This window comes from Noviherbaspirillum massiliense JC206 (genome assembly GCF_000312045.1).
Lineage (GTDB): Bacteria > Pseudomonadota > Gammaproteobacteria > Burkholderiales > Burkholderiaceae_D > Noviherbaspirillum > Noviherbaspirillum massiliense.
Genome location: NZ_HE978634.1, coordinates 1,100,842 through 1,124,119 on the forward strand (window position 1 = coordinate 1,100,842; position 23,278 = coordinate 1,124,119).

19 protein-coding genes are annotated in these 23,278 nt (G+C 61.8%); 12 read left to right on the forward strand and 7 right to left on the reverse strand.

Features of this window, described 5'->3' with window-relative positions:
• Positions 1-1,114, reverse strand: a 1,114-nt coding sequence (locus tag HGHM_RS20795) for an acyl-CoA dehydrogenase family protein (RefSeq protein WP_019140529.1), incomplete at its 3' end; no start/stop codon positions are given.
• A gap of 105 nt (positions 1,115-1,219) precedes the next feature.
• Between HGHM_RS20795 and dnaX the strand changes: the two genes are divergently transcribed.
• From dnaX to HGHM_RS05640, 7 genes are all read left to right on the forward strand, one after another.
• A complete protein-coding gene (dnaX, locus tag HGHM_RS05610) occupies positions 1,220-3,118 on the forward strand; it encodes a DNA polymerase III subunit gamma/tau (RefSeq protein ID WP_026075727.1) in 1,899 nt (632 codons plus the stop codon).
• A gap of 18 nt (positions 3,119-3,136) precedes the next feature.
• Entirely contained in the window at positions 3,137-3,463 is a 327-nt protein-coding gene (locus tag HGHM_RS05615; protein ID WP_019140532.1) for a YbaB/EbfC family nucleoid-associated protein, read from the forward strand.
• 89 nt (positions 3,464-3,552) lie between these two features.
• Positions 3,553-4,149, forward strand: a complete 597-nt coding sequence (recR, locus tag HGHM_RS05620) for a recombination mediator RecR (protein WP_019140533.1) — start codon at positions 3,553-3,555, stop codon at positions 4,147-4,149.
• A gap of 190 nt (positions 4,150-4,339) precedes the next feature.
• Positions 4,340-5,380, forward strand: a complete 1,041-nt coding sequence (locus HGHM_RS05625; protein WP_019140534.1) for an ABC transporter substrate-binding protein — start codon at positions 4,340-4,342, stop codon at positions 5,378-5,380.
• Between the two features lie 92 nt (positions 5,381-5,472).
• Complete coding sequence (locus HGHM_RS05630) at positions 5,473-6,282, forward strand: ABC transporter ATP-binding protein (protein WP_019140535.1); 810 nt, start codon at positions 5,473-5,475, stop codon at positions 6,280-6,282.
• Between the two features lie 78 nt (positions 6,283-6,360).
• Positions 6,361-7,212 carry an ABC transporter permease gene (locus tag HGHM_RS05635; protein ID WP_019140536.1) on the forward strand — a complete coding sequence of 284 codons (852 nt, stop codon included), beginning with the start codon at positions 6,361-6,363 and terminating at the stop codon, positions 7,210-7,212.
• A gap of 51 nt (positions 7,213-7,263) precedes the next feature.
• Positions 7,264-7,902 carry an FMN-binding negative transcriptional regulator gene (locus tag HGHM_RS05640; RefSeq protein ID WP_019140537.1) on the forward strand — a complete coding sequence of 213 codons (639 nt, stop codon included), beginning with the start codon at positions 7,264-7,266 and terminating at the stop codon, positions 7,900-7,902.
• A 142-nt stretch (positions 7,903-8,044) separates the two neighbouring features.
• Here the strand turns inward: HGHM_RS05640 and tal are convergent, their stop codons facing one another.
• From tal to pgi, 4 genes are all read right to left on the reverse strand, one after another.
• Entirely contained in the window at positions 8,045-8,980 is a 936-nt protein-coding gene (gene tal, locus HGHM_RS05645; protein ID WP_019140538.1) for a transaldolase, read from the reverse strand.
• Between the two features lie 137 nt (positions 8,981-9,117).
• Positions 9,118-9,972, reverse strand: coding sequence for an SIS domain-containing protein (locus HGHM_RS05650; RefSeq protein WP_019140539.1), 855 nt, complete (start codon positions 9,970-9,972; stop codon positions 9,118-9,120).
• 11 nt (positions 9,973-9,983) lie between these two features.
• Entirely contained in the window at positions 9,984-11,456 is a 1,473-nt protein-coding gene (gene zwf / locus HGHM_RS05655; RefSeq protein WP_019140540.1) for a glucose-6-phosphate dehydrogenase, read from the reverse strand.
• A gap of 135 nt (positions 11,457-11,591) precedes the next feature.
• Complete coding sequence (gene pgi, locus HGHM_RS05660; RefSeq protein WP_019140541.1) at positions 11,592-13,241, reverse strand: glucose-6-phosphate isomerase; 1,650 nt, start codon at positions 13,239-13,241, stop codon at positions 11,592-11,594.
• A 273-nt stretch (positions 13,242-13,514) separates the two neighbouring features.
• On the opposite strand from pgi, the gene edd reads away from it, so the two are divergent.
• From edd to HGHM_RS05680, 4 genes are all read left to right on the forward strand, one after another.
• On the forward strand, positions 13,515-15,425 hold the full coding sequence (gene edd, locus HGHM_RS05665) for a phosphogluconate dehydratase (protein ID WP_019140542.1): 1,911 nt from the start codon (positions 13,515-13,517) through the stop codon (positions 15,423-15,425).
• Positions 15,426-15,435: 10 nt separating this feature from the next.
• Positions 15,436-16,059, forward strand: coding sequence for a bifunctional 4-hydroxy-2-oxoglutarate aldolase/2-dehydro-3-deoxy-phosphogluconate aldolase (locus tag HGHM_RS05670; RefSeq protein ID WP_019140543.1), 624 nt, complete (start codon positions 15,436-15,438; stop codon positions 16,057-16,059).
• Between the two features lie 102 nt (positions 16,060-16,161).
• The gene (rpiA, locus tag HGHM_RS05675; RefSeq protein ID WP_019140544.1) at positions 16,162-16,833 is read left to right on the forward strand and encodes a ribose-5-phosphate isomerase RpiA; all 672 of its coding nucleotides are present in this window, start codon (positions 16,162-16,164) and stop codon (positions 16,831-16,833) included.
• 126 nt (positions 16,834-16,959) lie between these two features.
• Entirely contained in the window at positions 16,960-17,517 is a 558-nt protein-coding gene (locus tag HGHM_RS05680; RefSeq protein ID WP_148415394.1) for a hypothetical protein, read from the forward strand.
• 168 nt (positions 17,518-17,685) lie between these two features.
• Here HGHM_RS05680 and HGHM_RS05685 read toward each other — a convergent pair whose 3' ends face one another.
• A complete protein-coding gene (locus HGHM_RS05685) occupies positions 17,686-17,958 on the reverse strand; it encodes an oxidative damage protection protein (protein ID WP_019140546.1) in 273 nt (90 codons plus the stop codon).
• Positions 17,959-18,006: 48 nt separating this feature from the next.
• Positions 18,007-19,317: an amino-acid N-acetyltransferase gene (gene argA, locus HGHM_RS05690; protein WP_026075729.1), complete on the reverse strand. Its 1,311-nt coding sequence runs from the start codon at positions 19,315-19,317 to the stop codon at positions 18,007-18,009.
• Between the two features lie 28 nt (positions 19,318-19,345).
• Between argA and hrpA the strand changes: the two genes are divergently transcribed.
• On the forward strand, positions 19,346-23,239 hold the full coding sequence (gene hrpA, locus HGHM_RS05695) for an ATP-dependent RNA helicase HrpA (RefSeq protein WP_026075730.1): 3,894 nt from the start codon (positions 19,346-19,348) through the stop codon (positions 23,237-23,239).
• Positions 23,240-23,278 lie beyond the last annotated feature (39 nt).

Here is a 23,278-nt window from a genome sequence, read left to right on the forward strand (position 1 = left end):
CCAGCGGGTCCTGCAGGCTTTCGAAAGCGCGCGCAAGGCGCAGCATCAACAGGGTCGCCGCTTCGCTTTCCAATGCCAGATCGGACAGCACATTGCGCATCAGCGGCTGTTCCGCAAGCAGCCGCCCGAAAGCGCTGCGGTGCCGCGCATGATGGGCGGCCTGCACGAAAGCCTGGCGCATCAGGCCGGCGCTGCCGATCACGCAGTCAAGCCGCGTGTGGTTCGCCATTTCGATAATCGTCGGAATCCCGCGGCCTTCCGGGCCGACCATGATGCCGTATGCATCCTGGAATTCGACTTCGCTGCTCGAATTCGAGCGGTTCCCCAGCTTGTCCTTGAGCCGCTGGACCAATACCGCATTCTTGCTGCCGTCAGGCCGCCAGCGCGGCACGAAAAAGCAGGACAGGCCGCCTTCGGTGCGCGCGAGGACCAGATGCGCATCGCACATCGGGGCGGAAAAGAACCATTTGTGTCCGGTCAACAGATACTCCGCACCACGCCCTTCGCCGCGCAGGGGACGCGCAACCGTTGTGTTGGTCCGCACGTCGGAGCCGCCTTGCTTCTCGGTCATGCCCATGCCGATCATCATGGATGTCTTCTGTTCCAGTGGCAGGTCGCGGGCATCGTGTTCACGCGAAAGCAGCTTGGACTGCAGCCTGGCAAACAATTCCGGTTCGTTCTGCAAGACCGGGATGGAAGCGAAAGTCATCGTAGTCGGGCACAGGGAACCGGATTCCACCTGCGACTGCATGAAATAGCCGGCGGCGCGCGCCACATGGGCACCCGGTTGCGGCTGCATCCAGGGCAGGGCATGCAATCCCTCGCGTCGCAGCAGGGCCAGCAGCTGATGCCAGCTCGGGTGGAATTCGACCGAATCGATGCGATTGCCAAAACGGTCATGCGTGTTCAGCTCCGGCAAATGGCGATTGGCCAGCTCCCCCAGTTGCAATACTTCCCTGCTGCCGAGTTCGGCGCCGAAACGGGTCAGGCTTTCCTCATGCCAGCCGGCGCCGCCCTGGCGCAAGCCATTCGCCAGCGCGACATCAGTCGAAAAGACGTTGTAGCCGACGAGTTCCGGTACCTGATTGGTGACTTCATGAGTAGGCCATTGCATGATGGATATCCTGTTTGGGTTTCTTCGAGGCTTGCGCTGCTGCCAGGTCAATAACTTACACCAGGTCGGGTAAAATGCGGTCTATACCAAAAACCCGGCTTTCCCATGTCTTACCAAGTCCTTGCCCGCAAATATCGCCCCAGAAGCTTTGATACGCTCGTCGGACAAGAACATGTCGTGCGCGCCCTGACCCATGCCCTGGAGCAGAAGCGCTTGCATCACGCCTATCTCTTCACCGGCACGCGCGGTGTTGGCAAAACGACATTATCGAGGATTTTAGCCAAATCTCTCAACTGTGAAACCGGGATTACCTCAAATCCCTGCGGCCGCTGCGAAGCCTGCTTGGCGATCGACACTGGCCGCTTCGTCGATTACATCGAAATGGATGCCGCCTCCAATCGCGGTGTCGATGAAATGGCGCAATTGCTGGAGCAGGCGATTTATGCGCCGTCCAATGCGCGCTTCAAGGTTTACATGATTGACGAAGTCCACATGCTGACCAACCATGCGTTCAACGCCATGCTGAAGACGCTGGAGGAACCGCCCGAGCATGTGAAATTCATCCTGGCGACCACCGATCCGCAAAAAATCCCGGTAACCGTGCTGTCACGCTGCCTGCAGTTCAACCTGAAGCAGATGCCGCCCGGACACATCATCGGCCATCTTGAAAATATCCTTGGCCAGGAAGGCATCGAATTCGATCCGCCCGCGTTACGCCTGCTGGCCCAGGGCGCCCACGGCTCGATGCGCGATGCCCTGTCCCTGACCGATCAGGCGATCGCTTATGCCGCCGGCAAGGTTACGCTGGAGGCGGTGCAGGGCATGCTGGGCGCGCTCGATCAATCCTATCTGGTGCGGGTGCTGGATGCCCTGGCTGCCGGGGATGGCGCGGGTCTGCTTGCGATCGCCGATGAAATGGCAGCGCGCAGCCTGTCCTACAACGCAGCCCTGCAAGACCTCGGGTCATTGCTGCACAGGATCGCGCTTGCCCAGAGCGTTCCGACGGCAGTGGCGGATGATGTACCGGAGCGCGAGGACATCATGCGCCTGGCAACGGTGTTCGATGCGGAAGAGGTGCAGCTGTATTACCAGATTGTCGTGCACGGGCGTAATGAACTCGGCCTAGCACCGGACGAGTACGCTGGATTTTCCATGACCCTGTTACGCATGCTGGCTTTCAGGCCGCAAGCAGGAAGCGAAGAAGCAAAGTCGGCCGGCCAGATTACCAGAGCTGCGGCGGCACCTGCGCCCGCAGTAAGCGCTGCGGCCCCGGCACGGCTTAGCGCTGCGCCGCAGACTGCCAGTGCCAGCGTACCGGTTGGCCGACCGGCAGGCGGCATGAGCCCGGCACGGGCGGCACTGGAGGCGGCACGCAATGGCGGCAAGGCTGCTTCGGCGGCTGCGCCCCAGCGCAAGGCGGCGGCCACGCCGCCTTGGGAGCAGGCGCCGCAGCTATCGGCCGACACCATAGATCAGGCGCAAAAAAAAACTGAGCCGGCCAGGCAAGCCGGTGATGCCGTAGCGCCGTCAGCGGCCGTATCCCGCGATTCCAGCGGCGCGTCCGCCGCGGCCGCCTCTGAAAAACCAAAACCGAATGTCATCCAGCCGGTACCGGCGCTGAACTGGGATGGCAATTGGCCGGCTCTGGCCGCCGCACTGCCAGTGCGCGGCGTGGCGCAGCAACTGGCACTCCAGAGTGAATTGATGCAGTGCGAACACAATGGCGAGGGCGCGCATTTCCTGCTGCGCATTCCGCTCGATACCTTGCGCTCGGCCGGCAGCGTCGACAAGCTTGCGGCGGCGCTGTCCGAGCATTTCGGCCAGGCAGTGCGGGTGACGACCGAGCTCGGGGAAGTCGAGCATACTGCGAGCGCTCAGGCCACTGCGGAGCGTGAAGAGAAGCAGCGCCAGGCGGAGGAGGCTATGCGCAGCGACCCCTTTGTACAAACCTTGATGCGGGAATTCGGCGCGACCATCGTGCCGGGTTCGATCAGACCAATTTGATAGAACAGGAGATTGACCATGATGAAGGGCCAATTGGCAGGGCTGATGAAGCAAGCCCAGGCGATGCAGGACAACATGAAGAAGATGCAGGAGCAGCTTGCCCAGATCGAAGTGGAAGGGCAGTCCGGCGCCGGCCTGGTAAAGGTCGTGATGACCTGCAAGAACGACGTCAAGCGCGTGTCGATCGACCCGTCGCTGCTGGGTGACGACAAGGACATGCTGGAAGACCTGGTTGCCGCAGCCTTCAATGATGCGGTACGCAAGGCCGAAGCCACATCCCAGGAAAAGATGGCCGGCATGACGGCAGGCCTGCCGCTGCCTCCGGGCTTCAAGCTGCCGTTCTAATTTTTTGATTCGCAAACAGGCAGGGCGGGCTGCATCCGGTGCGGCCAGTCCCTAATCCTGCCTTGTCCAAGCGGTAACAGATATATCCAGTGAAATCCCCTTCCAGCCTCGAATTTCTCGCTGAAGCTCTGCGCCGCCTCCCCGGCGTCGGGCCGAAATCGGCGCAGCGCATCGCCTATCACCTGATGCAGCATGACCGCGACGGCGCCGCCATGCTCGGACGGGCACTGACGCAAGCGGTCGAGCGCATCCGCCACTGTGCCCGGTGCAATACCTTCACTGAACATGAAGTGTGCGAAACCTGCATGGACACCGATCGCGACGAGAGCCTGCTGTGCGTGGTCGAGACCCCGGCCGATCAGCTGATGATCGAGCAGACAATGACCTACAAGGGCTTGTACTTCGTCCTGATGGGGCATTTGTCACCATTGGACGGCATAGGCCCCAAGGATATTCATCTCGAGAAGCTAATCGCGCGGGCTACTGATGGCATCGTGTCGGAAGTGGTGCTGGCCACGAATTTCACCAACGAAGGCGAGGCGACGGCGCACTACATCAGCGAGACACTGAAAGCCCGGGGCCTGAAAGTCAGCCGGCTGGCGCGCGGCGTGCCGGTCGGCGGCGAACTCGAATATGTGGACGCAGGCACCATCGCGCGGGCGATGCTGGATCGCCGTTCCACTTAGCCGCGTCCCCACCCAGCGCCGCGGTCCATGCTGATCTCAGTGCGGCGGCCGGAATCCGGACTGATCTCGTGAACCATTGCGGCGAGGCCAACTGCTTCTGTCGCAGGCTGTAGCATCTCGCTGTCTTGCTTGACCTGGAGTATGATGATGCGCGTATTGCATCTTCATAGAAAGCACCCCAGGAGACATCATGAACAAGAGCTTTTTCAAACAGCTTGCCATTGCACTGACCCTGTTCCTGCTTGGCTACTTCAGCTTCAACAGCAGCCTCTTTGCCCAGAACCTGGAAAAACCGAAGGTCTCGATCGCGGTGGGCGGGAAGAACCTGTTCTACTACTTGCCGCTGACCATCGCCGAACAGCTCGGCTATTTCAAGGATGAAGGCTTGCAGGTGGAAATCAGCGATTTCGCCGGCGGCGCCAAGGCCCTGCAGGCACTGGTCGGCGGCAGCGCCGACGTGGTCTCCGGCGCCTACGAGCACACGATCAACATGCAGGCGAAGGGGCAGATGATCCGTGCCTTCGTGTTGCAGGGCAGGGCCCCGCAGATCGTGCTTGGCGCTTCGACCAAGACCATGCCTAACTACAAGACGATCGCCGACCTGAAAGGGAAAAAGATCGGCGTTACCGCGCCGGGTTCGTCGACCAACATGATGGCTAATTTCGTGCTCGCCAAGGCCGGTCTGAAGCCGACGGATGTTTCCTTCATCGGCGTCGGCACGGCAGCAGGTGCGCTGTCCGCCATGCGTACCGGCCAGATCGATGCGATCGCCAACCTCGACCCGGTGATCACCATGCTGGAGCAGAGCAACGATATCAAGGTGATCGCCGACACCCGCACCATGAAGGATACGATCGACGTGTTCGGCGGCCCGATGCCTGCGGCAACGCTTTATACCTCCGAAGCCTTCATCAAGAAGAATCCGAATACCGTGCAAGCCCTGACCAATGCCATGGTGCGGGCACTGAAATGGCTGCAAAAGGCCGGACCGGCGGAAATCACCAAGGTGGTGCCGGAGAGCTATCAGCTGGGAGACCGCGCGCTGTACATCCAGGCTTTCCTGAAGGTGCGGGAAGCGTTGTCGCCGGATGGCATTTTCCCGGACAATGGTCCGCAGACTGCCCTGAAAGCCCTGAAGGCATTCGAGCCTGACCTAGCCAGCAAGGATATCGACCTGTCCAAGACCTTCACCAATGACTTTGCGAAGAAGGCCAACGCGAAATACAAATAAAGCAACCAGCCAAGGCGCGGGCTGGAATGCCGCGCCTTGCGTCCTTGCCATCCCACACGCCCGGCCCTGGTTGCCGGCGGAATGATTGACCAATGATTCCAGCACTCGCACTCGACAGCATTACCTGCACTTTCGTATCCAAGGACGACCGCTCTCAGCGCTACACGGCAGTCGCCAATACCAATCTTCATATCGCACCCGGTGAATTCGTCTCCGTCGTCGGTCCCACGGGCTGCGGTAAATCCACCCTGCTGAACGTCGGCGCCGGCCTGTTGCAGCCTTCGTCCGGCAGCGTGAAGGTGTTCGGCGAGGAACTGAAGGGCATCAACCGGCGCGCCGGCTACATGTTCCAGGCGGAGGCCCTGATGCCCTGGCGCAGCGCCCTGGAGAACGTGATCGCCGGCCTGCAATTCCGCGGCGTTGATGCGGAGCGGGCGAGAACGCAGGGCGAGGAATGGCTGGCGCGTGTCGGCCTGCGCGGATTCGGCGACCGCTATCCGCACCAGCTATCTGGCGGCATGCGAAAGCGGGTGGCGCTGGCACAGACGCTGGTACTCGACCCGGACATCATCCTCATGGATGAACCGTTTTCCGCGCTCGACATCCAGACGCGCCAGCTGATGGAAAACGAAGTGCTGGACTTGTGGAGCGCGAAGAAAAAGGCGGTGCTGTTCATCACCCATGACCTCGATGAAGCGATCGCCATGTCCGACCGGGTGGTGGTCCTGTCGGCCGGGCCGGCGACCCATCCGATCGGGGAATTCAGCATCGACCTGCCGCGTCCGCGCGATGTGGCGGAAGTGCGCACCCATCCGCGCTTCGTCGAACTGCACGCGCAGATCTGGGGCGTGCTGCGGGAGGAAGTATTGAAGGGCTACCAGCAGCAGAAGACGCGCGCATAGCGAAGCCCCGCTGCGCACACAATGTAATCGCCTTGAAGGCAGAAACAGCATAGAAATACCGGTATCGAACGACCCGCCATGTGGAATCTCATCAAACCCAATCATAAAAACCTGCGTATCTGGCAAGCTCTCGTGCTGGTCATCTTTTTCCTTATCTGGCATGTGGCTACGCTGGACCCGAAGACAGCCTTCTTTTTCGGTGAACCGCTCAAGGTGCTGGTCCGCATCTGGCAATGGTTCACCGTCGGCACCGGCACGCTGGAAGTCGGTTTCGGCGATTCGACCTGGTTCACGCTGAATTTTCCGGCCGAAATCTATCCGCACCTGCTGATCACCTTGACAGAAACTCTGCTTGCGTTCGGCATCGGTACCTTGCTCGGCTTGGGCTTCGGCTTGTGGCTGGCGCTGTCGCCGCTGACTTCCGCCATCCTTGATCCTTACATCAAGGCCGCGAATTCGATGCCGCGCGTGATCCTCGCGCCGATCTTTGCCATGTGGTTCGGCCTCGGCATCTGGTCGAAAGTTGCACTGGCCGTCACCCTGGTGTTCTTCATCGTGTTCTTCAACGTCTATCAGGGCGTGCGCGAAGTGAGTCCCGTGGTGCTGGCGAATGCGCGCATGCTCGGCGCAAACCAGCGCCAGCTGCTGCGCCAGGTGTATCTGCCCTCGGCAACGTCCTGGGTGTTTTCGAGCCTGCATACTTCGGTCGGTCTGGCTTTCGTCGGCGCCATCGTCGGTGAGTATCTCGGTTCGGCGCGCGGCGTGGGCTACCTGATCCTGCAGGCGGAAGGCACGTTCGACATCAATACCGTATTCGCGGGAATCGTGGTGCTGACCATATTTGCGCTGGTGCTCGATATCCTGGTCGGCGTGATCGAGCAGCGCCTGATGAAATGGCAACCGAAGTCGGGCGAGACGGAAAAGCTGTAAACGGCTGCGCTTGCGGGCGTTGACGGCGATCTTTATGGTGAGGAGCGCAGCATGTATTTGCCGGCACATTTCGAAGAGCAGCGCGCCGAAGTTCTTCATGAGCTGATGCGCCGTCACCCGCTAGGCATGCTGGTCACGGTCGGGCAGGAAGGGCTCAACGCAAATCACCTTCCTTTCGAGTTCGATCCTCAGCCGGCGCCGTTCGGCACGCTGCGCGCGCACGTAGCCCGCAGCAATCCGGTGTGGCGCGACTTTTCGGCAGACCTGGAGACGCTGGTGGTGTTCCAGGGCGCGCAGGCCTACATCTCGCCATCTTGGTATGCGACCAAGCGGGAACACGGGAAGGCGGTGCCGACCTATAACTACATGGTGGTCCATGCCTACGGGCGAATGCGGGCGGTCGACGACCCGGCGTGGCTTCGATCCTTGCTGGAACGGCTTACCGATCGCCATGAAGCGGGCCGGCCAGAGCCGTGGAAGCTGGCGGATGCGCCGCCGGATTTCATCGACAGGCAACTGGCTGCAATCGTGGGGATCGAGATCAGCCTGACAAGACTGATCGGCAAATGGAAGGTGAGCCAGAATCAGCCGCAGGCCAACCGCGAAGGTGTCGTGGAAGGCTTGCGCCATGCTGGCGACGAGAATGCACTGGCAATGGCGCGTGCGGTTTCACAATTGAAAAACCCTTAGAGCGAATTTCAATTTTCGCCACGGGAAACCAGGGTGCGCCGCGCGTAACATGCAATTCCGGTGCGCACCGCGCACCCTGCTTCCTTTCCCCTGCAGGCTTGTAGAAGCCGCTTTAGCAAGGGAGCAGGAGCCAAGCTGTCGGTCAGCGCAGTTCAGCCACCATCTTTTCCAGCTTCACCGCGTCGGCACAGAACAGGCGGATGCCTTCCGCCAGCTTTTCCGTACCCATCGCGTCGTCGTTCAGCATGAGCCGGAAGGCTTTCTCGTCCAGTGTGAGTTTCTGAAGGTCCGTCATCTGCGCCTGTTCCGGGCTGAGCTTGCGGCTGACCGGCGCATTGCTCTCGGCCAGCTTCTGCAGCAGTTCCGGGCTGATGGTCAGCAGGTCGCATCCCGCCAGTTCGACGATCTGGGAGGTATTGCGGAAGCTCGCGCCCATCACTTCAGTGCGATAGCCGAACTTGCGGTAATAGTTGTAGATCCGCTTGACCGACTGCACTCCCGGATCGTCGGCCCCGGCGTATTCCTGGCCGGTCGACTTCTTGTGCCAGTCGTAGATGCGGCCGACGAAGGGCGAGATCAGCTGCACGTTTGCATCGCCGCACGCAATGGCCTGCGGCAGCGAGAACAGCAGGGTCATGTTGCAACGGATGCCTTCCTTTTCCAACACTTCGGCTGCCCGTATGCCTTCCCAGGTCGATGCGATCTTGATCAGCACGCGCTCGCGCGCAATTCCTGCGGATTCATACAGCGCGATCAGCGCGCGTCCCTTCGCGATCGTGCCCTCGGTGTCGAAGGACAGGCGGGCGTCGGTTTCGGTCGATACCCGCCCCGGGATCAGGTTCAGGATTTCCACCCCGAAGGCCACCAGCAGGCGGTCGATGATGTCACCCGTGGATTTGCCGGCATGGTCGCGCACCGCCCGTTCGAGCAAGGGTTTGTATTCCGCCTTTTGCACCGCTTTCAGGATCAGCGACGGGTTGGTGGTCGCGTCATGCGGGGCAAAGGCTTTCATGGCCTGAAAGTCGCCGGTGTCGGCAACGATGGTAGTGTATTGCTTGAGCTGTTCGAGTTGGTTCATGGCATTATCCGGGCGGCATCTGCAGCGAAAAAAGTCCCATTGTACGCAATCGCAAAAACGAAGCAGAAGTAAGCCATGCCCTGCCGACCGGCATGTTGGCGCGGATCAAGAATCGCATGGACGGCTTTGCAAGGTGCTCAGCGGAAAAACGTATCGAATTGCATGTCGAATTTTTGCAATGCCTTTTGCGCATTGAGCATCTGGTTGCGGAATTTCGGACCGCGCTTCAGGGCGAGCCCGACGGCGAGGATGTCGATCACCACCAGATGCGCAAGGCGCGCCGAGATCGGCGTATAGGGATCGGTATTGAAGCTCAGGTCGATCGGCACCAGCACGGTGGCAAGCTCTGCAAGCGGAGTGCCGCTCGGGGTCAGGGCAATGACGTCTGCTTCCATCTTGCGCGCCAGCTGGACGCTGCGCAGCAGGGCACTGCTGTTGCCGCGCTGGGATATCGCCACTACCGTATCGCCCTTCCTGAGCAGGGACGCGGAAATGCTGTGGATGTGCGGATCGCTGTAGGCGACGGTGGGCATGCCCGAGCGGAAGAACTTGTGCTGCGCATCGATTGCGACGATGCCCGACGTGCCTTGTCCGTAAAACTCGATCTTGTTCGAGTGCACCAGCACATCCAGCGCGCGCTGGATCGCCTCTGGATCGAGACTGTTGCGCAGGTCGAGCAGGGTATTGATCGAGCGGCTGCAGATTTTACTCACGAGGTCGGAGGCGAGATCATCCTGCTTCGGCGACTCATCGGACCCCGGCGGCGCGACCGCCAGACTTTGCGCAAGCTTGAGCTTGAATTCCTGCCAGCCTTCAAAGCCGAGCGCACGACAGAAGCGCACCACGGTCGGCTCGGATACCTGTGCGCTTTTAGCGAGCGCGGCGATGTTTTCCGATACGGCGAGCTGCGGATGCTTCAATACCGTCAGCCCGACCTTGCGCTCGGACTTGGACAGGGAATCGAGTTGCGTGCGGATGGCGTCGAGCAGCATATGAGCTTGCCTCAGAGTTCCGGCAGCGCTTCTTCGCGCCATTGCAGGCCATCACGGCCGATGAGTGCGCTCGCTGCAGCCGGGCCCCAGCTGCCCGCAGCGTAAGGAATGGGATCGTCCTCTTCCTGTTCCCAGAATTTCAGGATCGGCTCCACCCATTCCCAGGCTGCTTCCAGTTCGTCGCTGCGCATGAACAGAGTCAGGTGGCCGCGCAGGACGTCGAGCAGCAGGCGCTCATACGCGTCCATGCGCGGCGTCTTGAAGGTCTCGCGGAAGTCGAGTTCCAGCTCCACCGGCTTCAGGCGCATGCCGTCGCCCGGCGTCTTCGCCATCAGGCTCAGCTGCAAGCCTTCATCCGGCTGCAGCCGGATGATCAGGCTGTTGTTGTGGTAGCCGCCGTGTGGCTGGGCAAAGATCGGATGCGGCACCGACTTGAAGCGCACCACCACTTCCGCCAGCTGATCGGCCATGCGCTTGCCGGTACGCAGGAAGAAAGGCACGCCAGCCCAGCGCCAGGTATCGATCTCGGCCTTGAGTGCAACGAAAGTCTCGGTGCGGGAAGCGGGATTGGCGCCGGGTTCCTTGCGGTAGCCGGGTACCGGCATGCCGTCGACGTGTCCCGAGCGGTACTGGCCGCGGATCACGTTCTGCGCCAATTCCTGCGGCGAGAGGCGCTTGAGCGAGCGCAGCACCTTCAGCTTTTCATCGCGCACCGCGTCGGCCGAAGCCGATACCGGAGGTTCCATGGCGACGATGCACAGCAATTGCAGCAGGTGATTCTGCAGCATGTCGCGCAAGGCGCCGGCGGTATCGTAGTAATTCATACGGTTGCCGACGCCGAGTTCCTCGGCGATCGTGATCTGCACGTCAGATATCCATTCCCGGCGCCACAGCGGTTCGAACAGCACATTCCCGAAGCGCAGGGCCAGCAGGTTCTGTACGGTTTCCTTGCCGAGGTAGTGATCGATGCGGAAGATCTGCGATTCCGAAAACACGCGGCCGACTTCTGCATTGATCTGCCGGGCGCTGGCAAGGTCGCGGCCGAGCGGCTTTTCCAGTACGACGCGCGAGTTGGAGGTGGCCAGTCCGCATGCAGCCAGGTTGTTGCAGATGGTCGCAAACAGGCTGGGCGGCGTGGCGAGATAGAACACTCGGGTGATCGCCGGATCGGGACGCATTTTCTGCACCAGCGCCTGGTAGCTGGACGGATCGCCGGCATCGAGCGCGACATAATCGATGCGCCCGCAAAAGCTGGTCCACAGCACCGACTCGAACATCGCGGAGGCGATGTTCGGCTTGGCATTTTCGTTGACCGCATCTACGAATTGCTCGCGGCTCCATTCATGGCGCCCGACGCAGATGATGCGCCCGCCCGGAGGCAGGTTTTGTGCGCGGTCGCGCAGGTAGAGGGCGGGCAGCAGTTTGCGCATCGCCAAATCGCCGCTGCCACCGAATAGAACCAGATCAAAATCAGAAAGAGCCATGATGTAACAATGAATGGGTGAAAAAGTATCCTGTGCTGCGCAGTTCGGGAGGGCGTTGAATCCTGTGCATCCCAAGGCTGGATCGGTGCGCGGGGTGGATCCCGCTGCCACGCCGCTTCACCTTCCTGGTATGCCTTATGAGATCAATCCTGTCCTTGCAAGGGCAATCAGGCCGTTGGTGGAGCTGTCATGGGCGTCCGGGCGCGGCGTTCCCGTCAGCTCCGGTTCGATGTTCTTGGCGAGCGCCTTGCCGAGTTCGACTCCCCACTGGTCGAAGCTGTTCACATCCCACAGGACGCCCTGGGTAAAGGTCTTGTGTTCATACAGGGCGATCAGGGCACCGAGCGCCGATGGCGTTAGCGCATCCATCAGAATGGTGTTGCTGGGACGGTTGCCCGGGAAAGTCCGGTGCGGTGCAAGGGTGTCGATGTCGTCTTCCGCCAGGCCCTGTGCCCGCATTTCGGCCCGCGCCTCGTCGGAAGTCTTGCCGCGCATCAGGGCTTCCGACTGGGCGAAGCAGTTCGCGAGCAAGACGGTGTGATGCCCCGGCAATGCGTGGCTGGGTTTGAGCGCCGCGATGAAATCCACCGGAATCACATCCGTGCCCTGGTGCAGCAGCTGAAAGTAGGCATGCTGGCCGTTGGTCCCCACATCGCCCCAGACCGCCGGGCAGCTTGCAATATTCAGCGCGTTGCCTTCCTTGCTCACGCGTTTGCCATTGCTTTCCATTTCCAGCTGCTGCAGATAGGCAGGGAAGCGTTCCAGGTCCTGGTGATAGGGCGCGATGGTCAGCGAGCTGAAGCCGAAGAAGTTGCGGTACCAGACGCCGATCAGCCCGAGGATCACCGGCATGTTGCTTTCCAGCGGAGCAGTGCGGAAATGCTGGTCCATCGCATGGGCGCCCGCAAGGAATTCCGCGAAGCGATCGTAGCCAATGGCCAGCGCAAGCGGCAACCCGATTGCCGACCAGATCGAATAGCGGCCGCCGACCCAGTCCCAGAACGGGAACATGTTGTTGGTATCGATGCCGAAGGCGGCCACCGCCTTGGTGTTGGTGGACACGGCCACGAAATGCTTCGGCAAGTCGGCCGCGCCGCGCTGGCGCAGGAACCAGGTTCGCGCCGATTGCGCATTCATCATGGTTTCCACCGTGGTGAATGTTTTCGAGGCAATGATGAACAGCGTGGTTTCGGGATTGACGTGCGACAAGACCGAATCGATATCATGCGCGTCGACATTCGAGACGAAATGCATGGAAAGGCGCGGATGAACGAAGGCGCGCAGGGCGCGGCAGGCCATTTCCGGTCCCAGGTCCGAGCCGCCGATGCCAATGTTGACCACGTCGGTAATGGACTTGCCGGTGCAGCCTGTCCACTGGCCGGAGCGCACGCGTTCGGCAAAGTCGCGGATGTGGTCCAGGACACGATGAACCTCCGGCATCACGTCCTGTCCATCTACCTGGATTGCGGCATTGCGAGGCGCACGGAGAGCCACATGCAGCACGGCGCGTTGTTCAGTCGTGTTGATCTTTTTTCCGCTGAACATTGCATCACGCTGCTGTTCCAGTCCGCGCTCGCGTGCCAGGGCCGCCAGCAGCCGCATGGTGGTGTCGTTCAGCCGGTTCTTCGAATAGTCGAGAAACAGCCCGGCCGCCTTGACCGAGAACCGGGAAAACCGGTCTGGCTCCTGGGAAAACAGCATACGCATATGCCAGTTCTTCGCCTCGGCAAAATGGGACTGGAGCGGATCATGGGCGGCGGCGGCGGTGAAGGCGGATTGGCTCATGGCGATGTCGGGCGCTGGTCGGTCGATAGACGATAGTTTAACTATACACACATTATGGTAATTTCACTACAAAATAAGTCATTTCGCTATGGCTCGTGTTGAGCTGCCTCATTGCGCGAGAACCATTTTCCCTCGAAAAATGCAGCAGGAAATTATGAAAACCGAGTGCGGGGCTGACGCTAGCACAACGATGCTTGAGCGGTGAACCGACCTTTTGTGTAGTAAAATTACATAAACGCCTTCCGCTCCGCAATCTTTCCGGACAATCCGACCATGCCCATCCATCCAGTCCTCCAGTCCGTCACGGCACGAATCATTGAACGCAGCCGCCCCTGGCGCTCGGCTTACCTCGCGCGTCTCGAGGTGGCCCGCGGCGAGGGGCCGCATCGCGGTGCCCTGAGCTGCACCAATCTCGCGCACGGCTTTGCCGCCTTTCCGGTCAACGACAAGCTGGTACTGAAGCAATTGCGGAATCCTTCGGTCGCCATCGTGTCGGCCTACAACGACATGCTGTCTGCGCACCAGCCGCTTGAACACTTCCCGCATATCATCAAGGAAGCGGCGCGTTCTGCCGGCGGCGTCGCACAGTTCGCCGGCGGCGTGCCGGCCATGTGCGACGGTGTCACCCAGGGCCAGCCCGGGATGGAGCTGTCGCTGTTTTCGCGCGATACCATCGCCATGGCGACCGCGGTCGCGCTTTCCCACAACATGTTCGATGCGGCAGTCTATCTCGGCGTATGCGACAAGATCGTGCCCGGCCTCCTGATCGGCGCGCTGCATTTTGGGCACCTGCCCGCAGTCTTCATACCGGCCGGCCCGATGACCACCGGCATATCCAACTCAGACAAGGCCAGGACACGCCAGCTCTACGCCCAGGGCAAGATCGGCCGCGACGAATTGCTGGAGGCGGAGGCGAAGTCCTATCATGGTCCCGGTACCTGCACCTTTTACGGCACCGCCAACAGCAACCAGTTCCTGATGGAAGTGATGGGCCTGCACCTGCCGGGCACCGCCTTCGTCACGCCCAACACCCCGTTGCGCGATGCGCTGACGGCGGCGGCCGCGCGCCAGGCGGTGCAGATCAGCGCGCTCGGCAACGCATACCGCCCGGTCGGGCATGTGGTCGACGAAAAGTCCATCGTCAATGCGATCGTCGCCCTGCTGGCGACCGGGGGATCGACCAATCACACGCTGCATCTGGTGGCGATTGCCAGGGCCGCGGGCATCGTGATCGACTGGAACGACTTCAATGCCTTGTCGGACGTGGTGCCGCTGCTGACCCGGATCTATCCGAATGGCGATGCCGACGTCAATCACTTCCATGCGGCGGGCGGAACCGGTTTCGTGATCCGCGAACTGCTCGACGCCGGGTTGCTGCACGAAGATGTGACGACGATCCTGGGGCAGGGGCTGCGTGCGCACTGCAGCGAACCCTTCCTGGAGGATGGCAAGCTGGTCTGGAAGCCGGCGCCGCCGCAGAGCGCGGATGAGAGCGTGCTGCGTGGCGTTGCCAACCCGTTTGCTCCCAACGGCGGATTGAAGCTGTTGAACGGCAACCTCGGCCGCTCGGTGATCAAGATTTCCGCAGTCAAGCCGCAGCACCGCAAGGTGGAAGCGCCGGCCATCGTTTTCGAGTCGCAGGAAGCCTTCATGCACGCTTACCAGGCGGGCGAACTGGACCGTGATTTCGTGGCCGTGGTGCGCTACCAGGGGCCGCGCGCGAATGGCATGCCGGAACTGCATGCGCTGACGCCGGCGCTCGCCAACCTGCAGGATGCCGGACGGCATGTGGCACTGGTCACCGATGGCCGCATGTCCGGTGCTTCCGGCAAGGTGCCGGCCGCCATTCATGTTTCACCCGAAGTGCTGGCCGGCGGCCCGCTCGGCAAGGTGCGCAACGGCGACCTGATCCGTCTCGACGCGGAAAACGGCGTGCTGCAGGCGCTGGTGCCGGAAGCGGAATGGAATGCGCGCGGCATTGAAGCGGCGGATCTGTCCGCCAATCATGTCGGCATGGGGCGCGAGCTGTTCGCCGTATTCCGCGCATCGGTGAGCGAAGCGGAGCAGGGCGCGGCCACCTTCGGTTTGCCGCCGCCTTTGCACCTGCCGGAAGAAGCCGACAATCCGCTCGCGGTTCCCGAACAACAATCGTTTTCCGACGAAGACCACCTGATCCGCCGATAGGACACTCACCATGACTCTGCTCGACATCATGCGCACCTCGCCGGTGATCCCGGTTATCGCGATCGACGAACCCGAACATGCCGTGCCCCTTGCCAGGGCTTTGGTGGCTGGCGGCATCCGGGTGCTGGAGGTCACCCTGCGCACCGAGCACGGCCTGCCTGCCATCCGCGCCATTGCGCAACAGGTGCCGGATGCGATTGTCGGCGTCGGTACCCTGACCCGGCCCGAGGAACTGGCCGCCGCGCGCAATGCCGGCGCCGTGTTCGGCGTGTCGCCAGGGCTGACACCGGCGCTGGTCGTGGCGGCCGAGACGAGCGGACTGTCCCTGCTGCCGGGCGTGATGACGCCGTCGGAAGTGATGACGGCGCGCGAAGCCGGTTTCCGCCAGCTGAAGCTGTTCCCGGCCGTGCCGGCCGGCGGCGTCGGCATGCTCAATGCCATTGCCGGACCCTTGCCGGATGTAACGTTCTGCCCGACCGGCGGGATCACGCAAGACAATGCGCCGCAGTTTCTCGCCTGTAAGAATGTGGCCTGCGTGGGCGGCTCCTGGCTCACGCCGAAAGAAGCAATGCGGGCCGGAGACTGGGCGAAGATCACGGCTCTGGCGAAGGCAGCCAGCGGATTGCGCGCATAGCAGCGCTGGTCGATGCCGGTTTTCTGATCGGCGGTCCCGCAAATTCCGCCCGTCGGTCCTTGGTCCGTTTACAATACGGGGATTCTTTTCCCAGTACGCATCATGACCCAGGACGAACTCAAGCAAGCCGTTGCCCGCGCCGCGATCGATTATGTGGTGGAGGGTGAAATCATTGGTGTCGGCACCGGTTCCACCGCAAATTTCTTCATCGACGAACTCGCCAAGATCAAGGACCGGATCAAGGGCGCCGTCGCCTCTTCGGAAGCCACTGCCAACCGGCTCAAGCTGCACGGCATCGACGTACTCGACCTGAACCAGGTGGATTACATGCCGGTGTATATCGACGGCGCGGATGAAATCACGCCGCACGGCGCCATGATCAAGGGCGGCGGCGGTGCGCTGACGCGCGAAAAGATCGTGGCGTCCGTTGCCATGCAGTTCGTGTGCATTGCAGACGGGTCGAAGCTCGTCAATGTGCTCGGCAACTTTCCGCTGCCGGTGGAAGTGATTCCGATGGCGCAGGCGGCAGTGGCGCGCAAATTGTCCGCGCTCGGCGGCGAGCCGCGCCTGCGCATGAAGGACGGCAAACCTGTGATCACCGACAATGGCTGCATCATTCTCGACGTGGTCGGGATGCGAATCCTGCACCCGACCGAACTGGAATCTCAGATCAACAATATCCCGGGCGTGGTGACGGTTGGCCTGTTCGCGCAGCGCGGCGCCGATATTGCGCTCCTGGGAACGGCGAACGGGATCCAGAAATACACCTTCTAGCAGGGCAGGGCGCCGCAAGGCATGCGATGCACCTCGTCCGCGGGTGTTCCGGGACGCAGCAACAAAGTGGCGGTAGATTGACTTGTCACAAAAATTTCTGGCGCGGCAGGACAAACAATTGAAACTATGAAAACACCTATCCTTTTCCGGTTTCTCTTCATGACGGCTGCTGCCGTTTCGGCGTCGACCGTGGTCGCGCAGGACAAGCCGTCCGATTCATCCGGCGCGGAGTCAACCAAGATCTACCGCGAGATCACTCCCGACGGACGTGTCGTCTATACGGACAAGGCACGCAAGGGCGCACGGATCGACCACACGATCACCGTAGAGCCGGCGATCAAGGGCAACCTCTGGACGACAGAAGCCGGTGCGCGGCCGGTCGTTCCCCCGCGGGCCGAACGTACGCCGGTGCAGCGGGTGGCGTCGATTCCTGTCCCGGGCAAGCGCAAGACCTATGATGAAGCGACATCGGATGTGATCCGTGCCGAAATGCTGCTGGAAGATGCGAGAAAGCGCCAGCAGGCAGGCGTCGAGCCCCTGCCGGGCGAGCGTACCGGAAACGTGAATGGCACTTCCCGGCTGAACGAGGCTTACTTCAGGCGGCAGCAGGCGCTGGCGGAAGATGTGGCGGCTGCGGAGGAGGCGCTGAAGAAAGCGGCTGCAGAGCGGAACGCGCTGCGCTGAATGGGTGCCTGACGCTAATCGAGCGTTCGCTTCGCGTTCCCGTCCTTGCCGTCTTGTAGGCCGACCGGCCTGCAGAATCAGATCAATTCAGGCCAATTTAAGCTAGTCAGCGTCCTTTGAGTACATCGGGACGATTGTCGTAGCGCGATCGTCCCATGCAGTTGCCGCTTATTCGCTCGGTGGCACGTAACCGGACGCGGTATCCGCACCTTCCCCGAAGAAGTGACGCTCCATCTGGGCTGCCAGGTACTTGCGGGCACGCTGGTCCGCCAGGTTCAGCCGGTTTTCATTGACCAGCATGGTCTGGTGCTTGAGCCAGGCGGCCCAGGCTTCCTTCGATACATTTTCGTAGATCCTCTTGCCGAGTTCGCCGGGATAGGGCGGGAAATCCAGTCCTTCGGCTTCCCTGTTGAGCTTGATGCAGTGGACCATACGGGCCATGTTGAACTCCTTGTCGTGAACTTCCCCATGAAAAGCGGGAAGGAATAATCATAGGTGCTTGATCAATACCTGCGACTTGCGTTGCCAGTTGTACATGCGCTGCCGGTCCTTCGGCAGGTCATCCACGGTGGCATGCACGAAGCCGCGCTTGAGGAACCAATGGGCGGTGCGTGTTGTCAGTACGAACAATTTGGTAAAGCCTGCCGCCCGGGCACGGTTTTCTATATGCTTCAGGATCCGTTCACCGTCTCCCTGGCTCTGCGCGTCCGGGCTGACCGTCAGGCAGGCCATCTCGGCCATCTTTTCCGAAGGAAACGGATATAGCGCCGCGCAGCCGAAAATCACGCCGTCATGCTCGATCACCGAGAAATAGTCGATTTCGCGTTCGATCAGTTCCCGGCCGCGCTTGACCAGCGTGCCATCGGCTTCCAGGGGTTCGATCAATTTGAGGATGCCGCCAACATCTTCAATGGTGGCTTCGCGCAGGCTTTCCAGGTTCTCGTAGGTGACCATGGTGCCGATTCCGTCATGGGTGAACAGCTCGAGCAGGGCCGAGCCGTCGGTCGCGAACGGCACGATATGCGCGCGTCCCACGCCATTGTCGCAAGCCTTGACGGCATGTTGCAGGTAGAACGCGGCATCGGCCGGCAGGAACCCGGCCTTTAGGACGGCGGCGGCCTGATGCGCGGACAATTCGCGGATGTCGGCGCCCCCAGCATCGACCATCATCGGGGTTTCCGTGATGAAGATCAGCTTGTCGGCGCGCAGTGCGATTGCAGCCGATGCCGCCACATCTTCCATGCTCAGGTTGAATGCCTCGCCGGTGGGAGAGAAGCCCAGGGGGGAAAGCAGCACCAGCCCGCCTGCATTCAGAATCGGATGAATGGTTTCAAAGGCAATCTTGCGCACCAGGCCGGTCATCTCCAGGTCCACGCCTTCGATGACGCCGATCGGCCGGGCGGTCACGAAGTTGCCGGAGATGATGCGGATCGCCGCATGCGCCATCGGCGTGTTCGGCAAGCCCTGGCTGAATGCAGCCTCGATGTCCAGGCGCAGTTCGCCGGCCGCTTCCTTCGCGCATTCCATCGCGGCGGCGTCGGTGATGCGCAAGCCCTTGTGGTAGCGCGGCTGGACATTGCGCAGCGCAAGCTGTTCCTCGACCTGTGGCCGCGAGCCGTGCACGATCACTACCTTGATGCCGAGCGCATGCAACAAGGACAAGTCCTGCGCCAGCTCCGGCAGCGCACCGGCCCTGACCAATTCGCCCGGAAAGGCGACGACAAAGGTTTTGCCGCGGAAAGCGTGGATGTACGGCGCGACCGAGCGCAGCCACTGGACGAATTGGTTCGGGTTTTCCATGATGATGCGCATTATAATTCGCCCCGCTATGTCTGCACCTCACTCCCCTGAAAAATTGCCGCCGAAGCAGCGCCATCCCCAGCCGAGAACCGCCGCGCCCGCCGAACGCAATCCGCTGCCGCCGATCAGCTTTCCGGCAGAGTTGCCGGTCTCCGCAAGGCGTGAGGAAATCGCCGCCGCGCTGAATGCTAATCAGGTGATCATCGTCTCGGGCGAGACCGGTTCGGGCAAGACGACCCAGCTGCCCAAGATCTGCCTCGCGGTCGGACGCGGACAGGCCGGCCTGATCGGCCATACCCAGCCGCGCCGCATCGCCGCATCGTCCACCGCCAAGCGCATCGCACAGGAAATCGGCTCGCCGCTCGGGGAACACGTCGGCTTCAAGGTGCGCTTTACCGATACCCTGTCGAAAGGCGCCTCGGTCAAGCTCATGACCGATGGCATCCTGCTGGCGGAGACGCAGACCGACCCGCTGCTCAAGCAGTACGACACCATCATCATTGACGAGGCACACGAGCGCAGCCTGAACATCGATTTCCTGCTCGGCTATCTGAAGCAGTTGCTGCCGAAGCGGCCCGACCTGAAAATCATCATCACTTCGGCCACCATCGATGCCGACCGCTTTGCGCGGCATTTCGGCACGCCGGAAAAACCTGCGCCGGTGATCGAGGTCTCCGGCCGACTGTATCCGGTCGAGGTGCGCTACCGGCCGGTGGAAACGGAAGAAAGAAACGAGGGAAAGCCGTCCGCTGCCCAGGCACAGAAGGAACAGCGCGACCTGATGGATGCCGTCGTCGATGCAGTCGATGAACTGGCGCGCATCGGCCCCGGAGATGTCCTCGTCTTCCTGCCGGGCGAGCGCGAAATCCGTGATGCCGCCGAAGCGCTGCGCAAGCACCATCCGCCGCATGTCGAAATCCTGCCCCTGTTCGCCCGCCTGTCGGCGCAGGAGCAGGAGCGGGTGTTCAAGACTTCGAATGCGCGCCGCATCGTGCTCGCCACCAACGTGGCCGAGACTTCGCTGACCGTGCCGGGCATCCGCTACGTGGTCGACACCGGGCTGGCGCGCGTCAAGCGCTACAGCTACCGCAACAAGGTGGAACAGCTGCAGATAGAGCCGATCGCGCAATCCGCGGCCAACCAGCGTGCCGGCCGTTGCGGCCGCGTCGCGGCGGGCGTCTGCATCCGGCTGTATGACGAGCAGGATTACCTGCAGCGGCCGAAATTCACGGATCCGGAAATCCTGCGTTCCTCGCTTGCCTCCGTCATCCTGCGCATGAAGTCCCTGCGCCTGGCCGATGTCGAAACCTTTCCCTTCATCGAGCCGCCGAGCGGCCGCGCGATTGCCGATGGCTACCAGCTGCTGCAGGAACTCGGTGCCGTTGACGACGATAACCGTTTGACGGCAATCGGCAGGCAGCTCGGCAAGCTGCCTCTCGACCCGCGCGTGGGCCGCATGATTCTGGCGGCGCGCGACAATGCCTGCCTGACCGAGGTCCTGATCATCGCTTCCGCCTTGTCGGTGCAGGACCCGCGCGACCGGCCGCTGGATGCGCAGAACGCTGCCGACAATGCGCACCGGAAGTTCGCGGACGAGAAATCGGAATTCCTCTCTTACCTGAAGATCTGGAAATGGTTCGAGGAAGCGATCGAGCACAAGAAATCGAACCGGCAGCTGGCGGACAACTGCCGCGCCAATTTCCTGTCGCAGCTGCGCCTGCGCGAATGGCGTGACGTGCATTCGCAGCTCCTGACCCTGGTGCGCGAACAGGGCTGGCGCCTGAATGAAGCGCCGGCCACCTATGAGCAATTGCATTGCGCGCTGCTCACCGGGCTGCTCGGCAATGTCGGCTTCAAGTCGGAGGACGACGGCATCTACCTCGGCGCGCGCGGGATCAAGTTCCATATCTGGCCCGGCTCCAGCCTGGCAAAGAAGGCGGGACGCTGGATCATGGCGGCGGAACTGGTCGAAACCACGCGCCTGTTTGCCCGCTGTGTCGCGCAGATCCAGCCGGAATGGCTGGAGCGCGTCGGCGGGCATCTGCTGAAGAAATCCTGGGGCGAGCCGCGCTGGGAAAAGCGGGCGGGACAGGTGGTCGCCTCCGAGCGCGCGACGCTGTACGGCCTGGTGGTGTACAGCCAGCGCCGGATCAACTATGCGCCGATCAATCCCGAGGAAGCACGCGATATTTTCATTCGCGAAGCGCTGGTGGAGGGAGAATTCGATACCCGGGCGCCTTTCCTTGCGCACAACCAGAAGCTGATCCGCGAAATCGAAAACCTGGAGCACAAGTCGCGCCGGCTCGACGTGCTGGTGGATGAAGAACTGATCGCCGCCTTTTACGACAAGCTGATCCCGGCGCAGGTGCATGACGCCGCCAGCTTCGACAAATGGCACAGGGAAGCGACTGCGAAGAATCCGAAGCTCCTGTACCTGAACCGCGACGACCTGATGCGGCACGAGGCGGCAGGTATCACTACCGACCTGTTCCCGAAGACGATGACGGTGGCCGGCGTGCCGATGGCCTTGACCTATCATTTCGAGCCCGGCAGTCCGCGCGACGGCGTGACGCTGACGGTGCCGCTGTATGCGCTGAACCAGGTGTCGGCCGAGCGCAGCGAATGGCTGGTGCCCGGCATGCTGAAGGAAAAGGTGCACCTGCTGCTGAAATCGCTGCCGCAGAAGCTGCGCCGTCATTGCGTGCCGCTGCCCGAGTATGCCGCCGGCTTTGCCGAGCGGGCGGAGTTCGGCCGGGGCAATCTGATCGATGCGCTGATCGCCGATGTCCGCGAGCAGAAGACCATCGCGGTCAAGACCACCGACTTCAAGCTCGAGACCCTGCCCGCGCATCACTTCATGAATTTCAAGATCATAGACGAGCATGGCCGTCAGCTTGAGATGGGGCGCAACCTGGCTGCATTGCAGTCGGAATTCGGGGGCAAGGCGCGCGAAAGCTTCCAGCGTCTTGCCGAGACGGCGGTCGTCGCGCCAGCCGAAGCTGCTGCCGCTGAAACCAGGCAGCCGCAGGCGGGCGGAACGGTGGCGCCGCAGCAGGCTACGCTTGCCGAACACCAGAACCTCACCACCTGGTCCTTCGGCGAGCTGCCGGAACTGCTCGAAATCCAGAAGGGCAAGCAGACGCTGATCGGCTTTCCGGCACTGGTGGACAAGGGCGCGCACTGCGACATCGAAGTGTTCGACGATCCGGCCGAAGCGGCACGTGTCCATCATGCAGGATTGCGCCGCCTGTTCGCGCTGCAGCTGAAGGAACAGCTGAAATTCCTGGAGAAGAACATTCCCGGCCTGCAGCAGATGGGCATGCAATTCATGACGCTCGGCACGCAGGAAGAGCTGCGCGACCAGATCATCCAGGCCGGCCTGGAGCGCGCCGCCTTGCAGGAGCCTTTGCCGAAGAACGCGGAAGAATTCAACAAGCGCAAGGATGAAGCCAAGTCGCGCCTCGGCCTGCTGGTCAATGAAATCGCCCGGCTCGCGGCACAGGTCCTGGCCGAATACTATTCGCTGCCGAAGAAGCTGCAGGGCCTGAAGGCGCATGCGCAAAGCGTGGGCGACATCCAGTCCCAGCTGCAGGCGCTGGTCACGAAACGCTTCATTGCCGACAACGACTATGCGCAGCTGGCGCATTTCCCGCGCTATCTCAAGGCGATCCATGTACGCCTCGACAAGCTGCGTGCCGACCCTGCCCGGGATGCGCGCCTGATGGCGGAATGGACGCAGGCAGGCATGCCCTGGCAGCGCGCCCAGCGCGAGCGGCAGGGCAGGGGCAACGACCCGAAAATGACCGAATTCCGCTGGCTGCTGGAAGAGCTGCGTGTGTCCCTGTTCGCGCAGGAGTTGCGCACGCCGATGCCGGTGTCGACTAAGCGCCTGCAAAAGGTCTGGGAATCGATGCAGCGCTAAAGAGTGTTATGGACCAGGCAGGCGCGCGCGACTCCCCGT

Coding starts and splice junctions, on each gene's coding strand:
- dnaX (WP_026075727.1), top strand. CDS start 1,220: ATGTCTTACCAAGTCCTTGCCCGCAAATATCGCCCCAGAAGCTTTGAT.
- HGHM_RS05615 (WP_019140532.1), top strand. CDS start 3,137: ATGATGAAGGGCCAATTGGCAGGGCTGATGAAGCAAGCCCAGGCGATG.
- HGHM_RS05625 (WP_019140534.1), top strand. CDS start 4,340: ATGAACAAGAGCTTTTTCAAACAGCTTGCCATTGCACTGACCCTGTTC.
- HGHM_RS05630 (WP_019140535.1), top strand. CDS start 5,473: ATGATTCCAGCACTCGCACTCGACAGCATTACCTGCACTTTCGTATCC.
- HGHM_RS05635 (WP_019140536.1), top strand. CDS start 6,361: ATGTGGAATCTCATCAAACCCAATCATAAAAACCTGCGTATCTGGCAA.
- HGHM_RS05640 (WP_019140537.1), top strand. CDS start 7,264: ATGTATTTGCCGGCACATTTCGAAGAGCAGCGCGCCGAAGTTCTTCAT.
- tal (WP_019140538.1), bottom strand. CDS start 8,980: ATGAACCAACTCGAACAGCTCAAGCAATACACTACCATCGTTGCCGAC.
- HGHM_RS05650 (WP_019140539.1), bottom strand. CDS start 9,972: ATGCTGCTCGACGCCATCCGCACGCAACTCGATTCCCTGTCCAAGTCC.
- zwf (WP_019140540.1), bottom strand. CDS start 11,456: ATGGCTCTTTCTGATTTTGATCTGGTTCTATTCGGTGGCAGCGGCGAT.
- pgi (WP_019140541.1), bottom strand. CDS start 13,241: ATGAGCCAATCCGCCTTCACCGCCGCCGCCGCCCATGATCCGCTCCAG.
- edd (WP_019140542.1), top strand. CDS start 13,515: ATGCCCATCCATCCAGTCCTCCAGTCCGTCACGGCACGAATCATTGAA.
- HGHM_RS05670 (WP_019140543.1), top strand. CDS start 15,436: ATGACTCTGCTCGACATCATGCGCACCTCGCCGGTGATCCCGGTTATC.
- rpiA (WP_019140544.1), top strand. CDS start 16,162: ATGACCCAGGACGAACTCAAGCAAGCCGTTGCCCGCGCCGCGATCGAT.
- HGHM_RS05680 (WP_148415394.1), top strand. CDS start 16,960: ATGAAAACACCTATCCTTTTCCGGTTTCTCTTCATGACGGCTGCTGCC.
- HGHM_RS05685 (WP_019140546.1), bottom strand. CDS start 17,958: ATGGCCCGTATGGTCCACTGCATCAAGCTCAACAGGGAAGCCGAAGGA.
- argA (WP_026075729.1), bottom strand. CDS start 19,317: ATGGAAAACCCGAACCAATTCGTCCAGTGGCTGCGCTCGGTCGCGCCG.
- hrpA (WP_026075730.1), top strand. CDS start 19,346: ATGTCTGCACCTCACTCCCCTGAAAAATTGCCGCCGAAGCAGCGCCAT.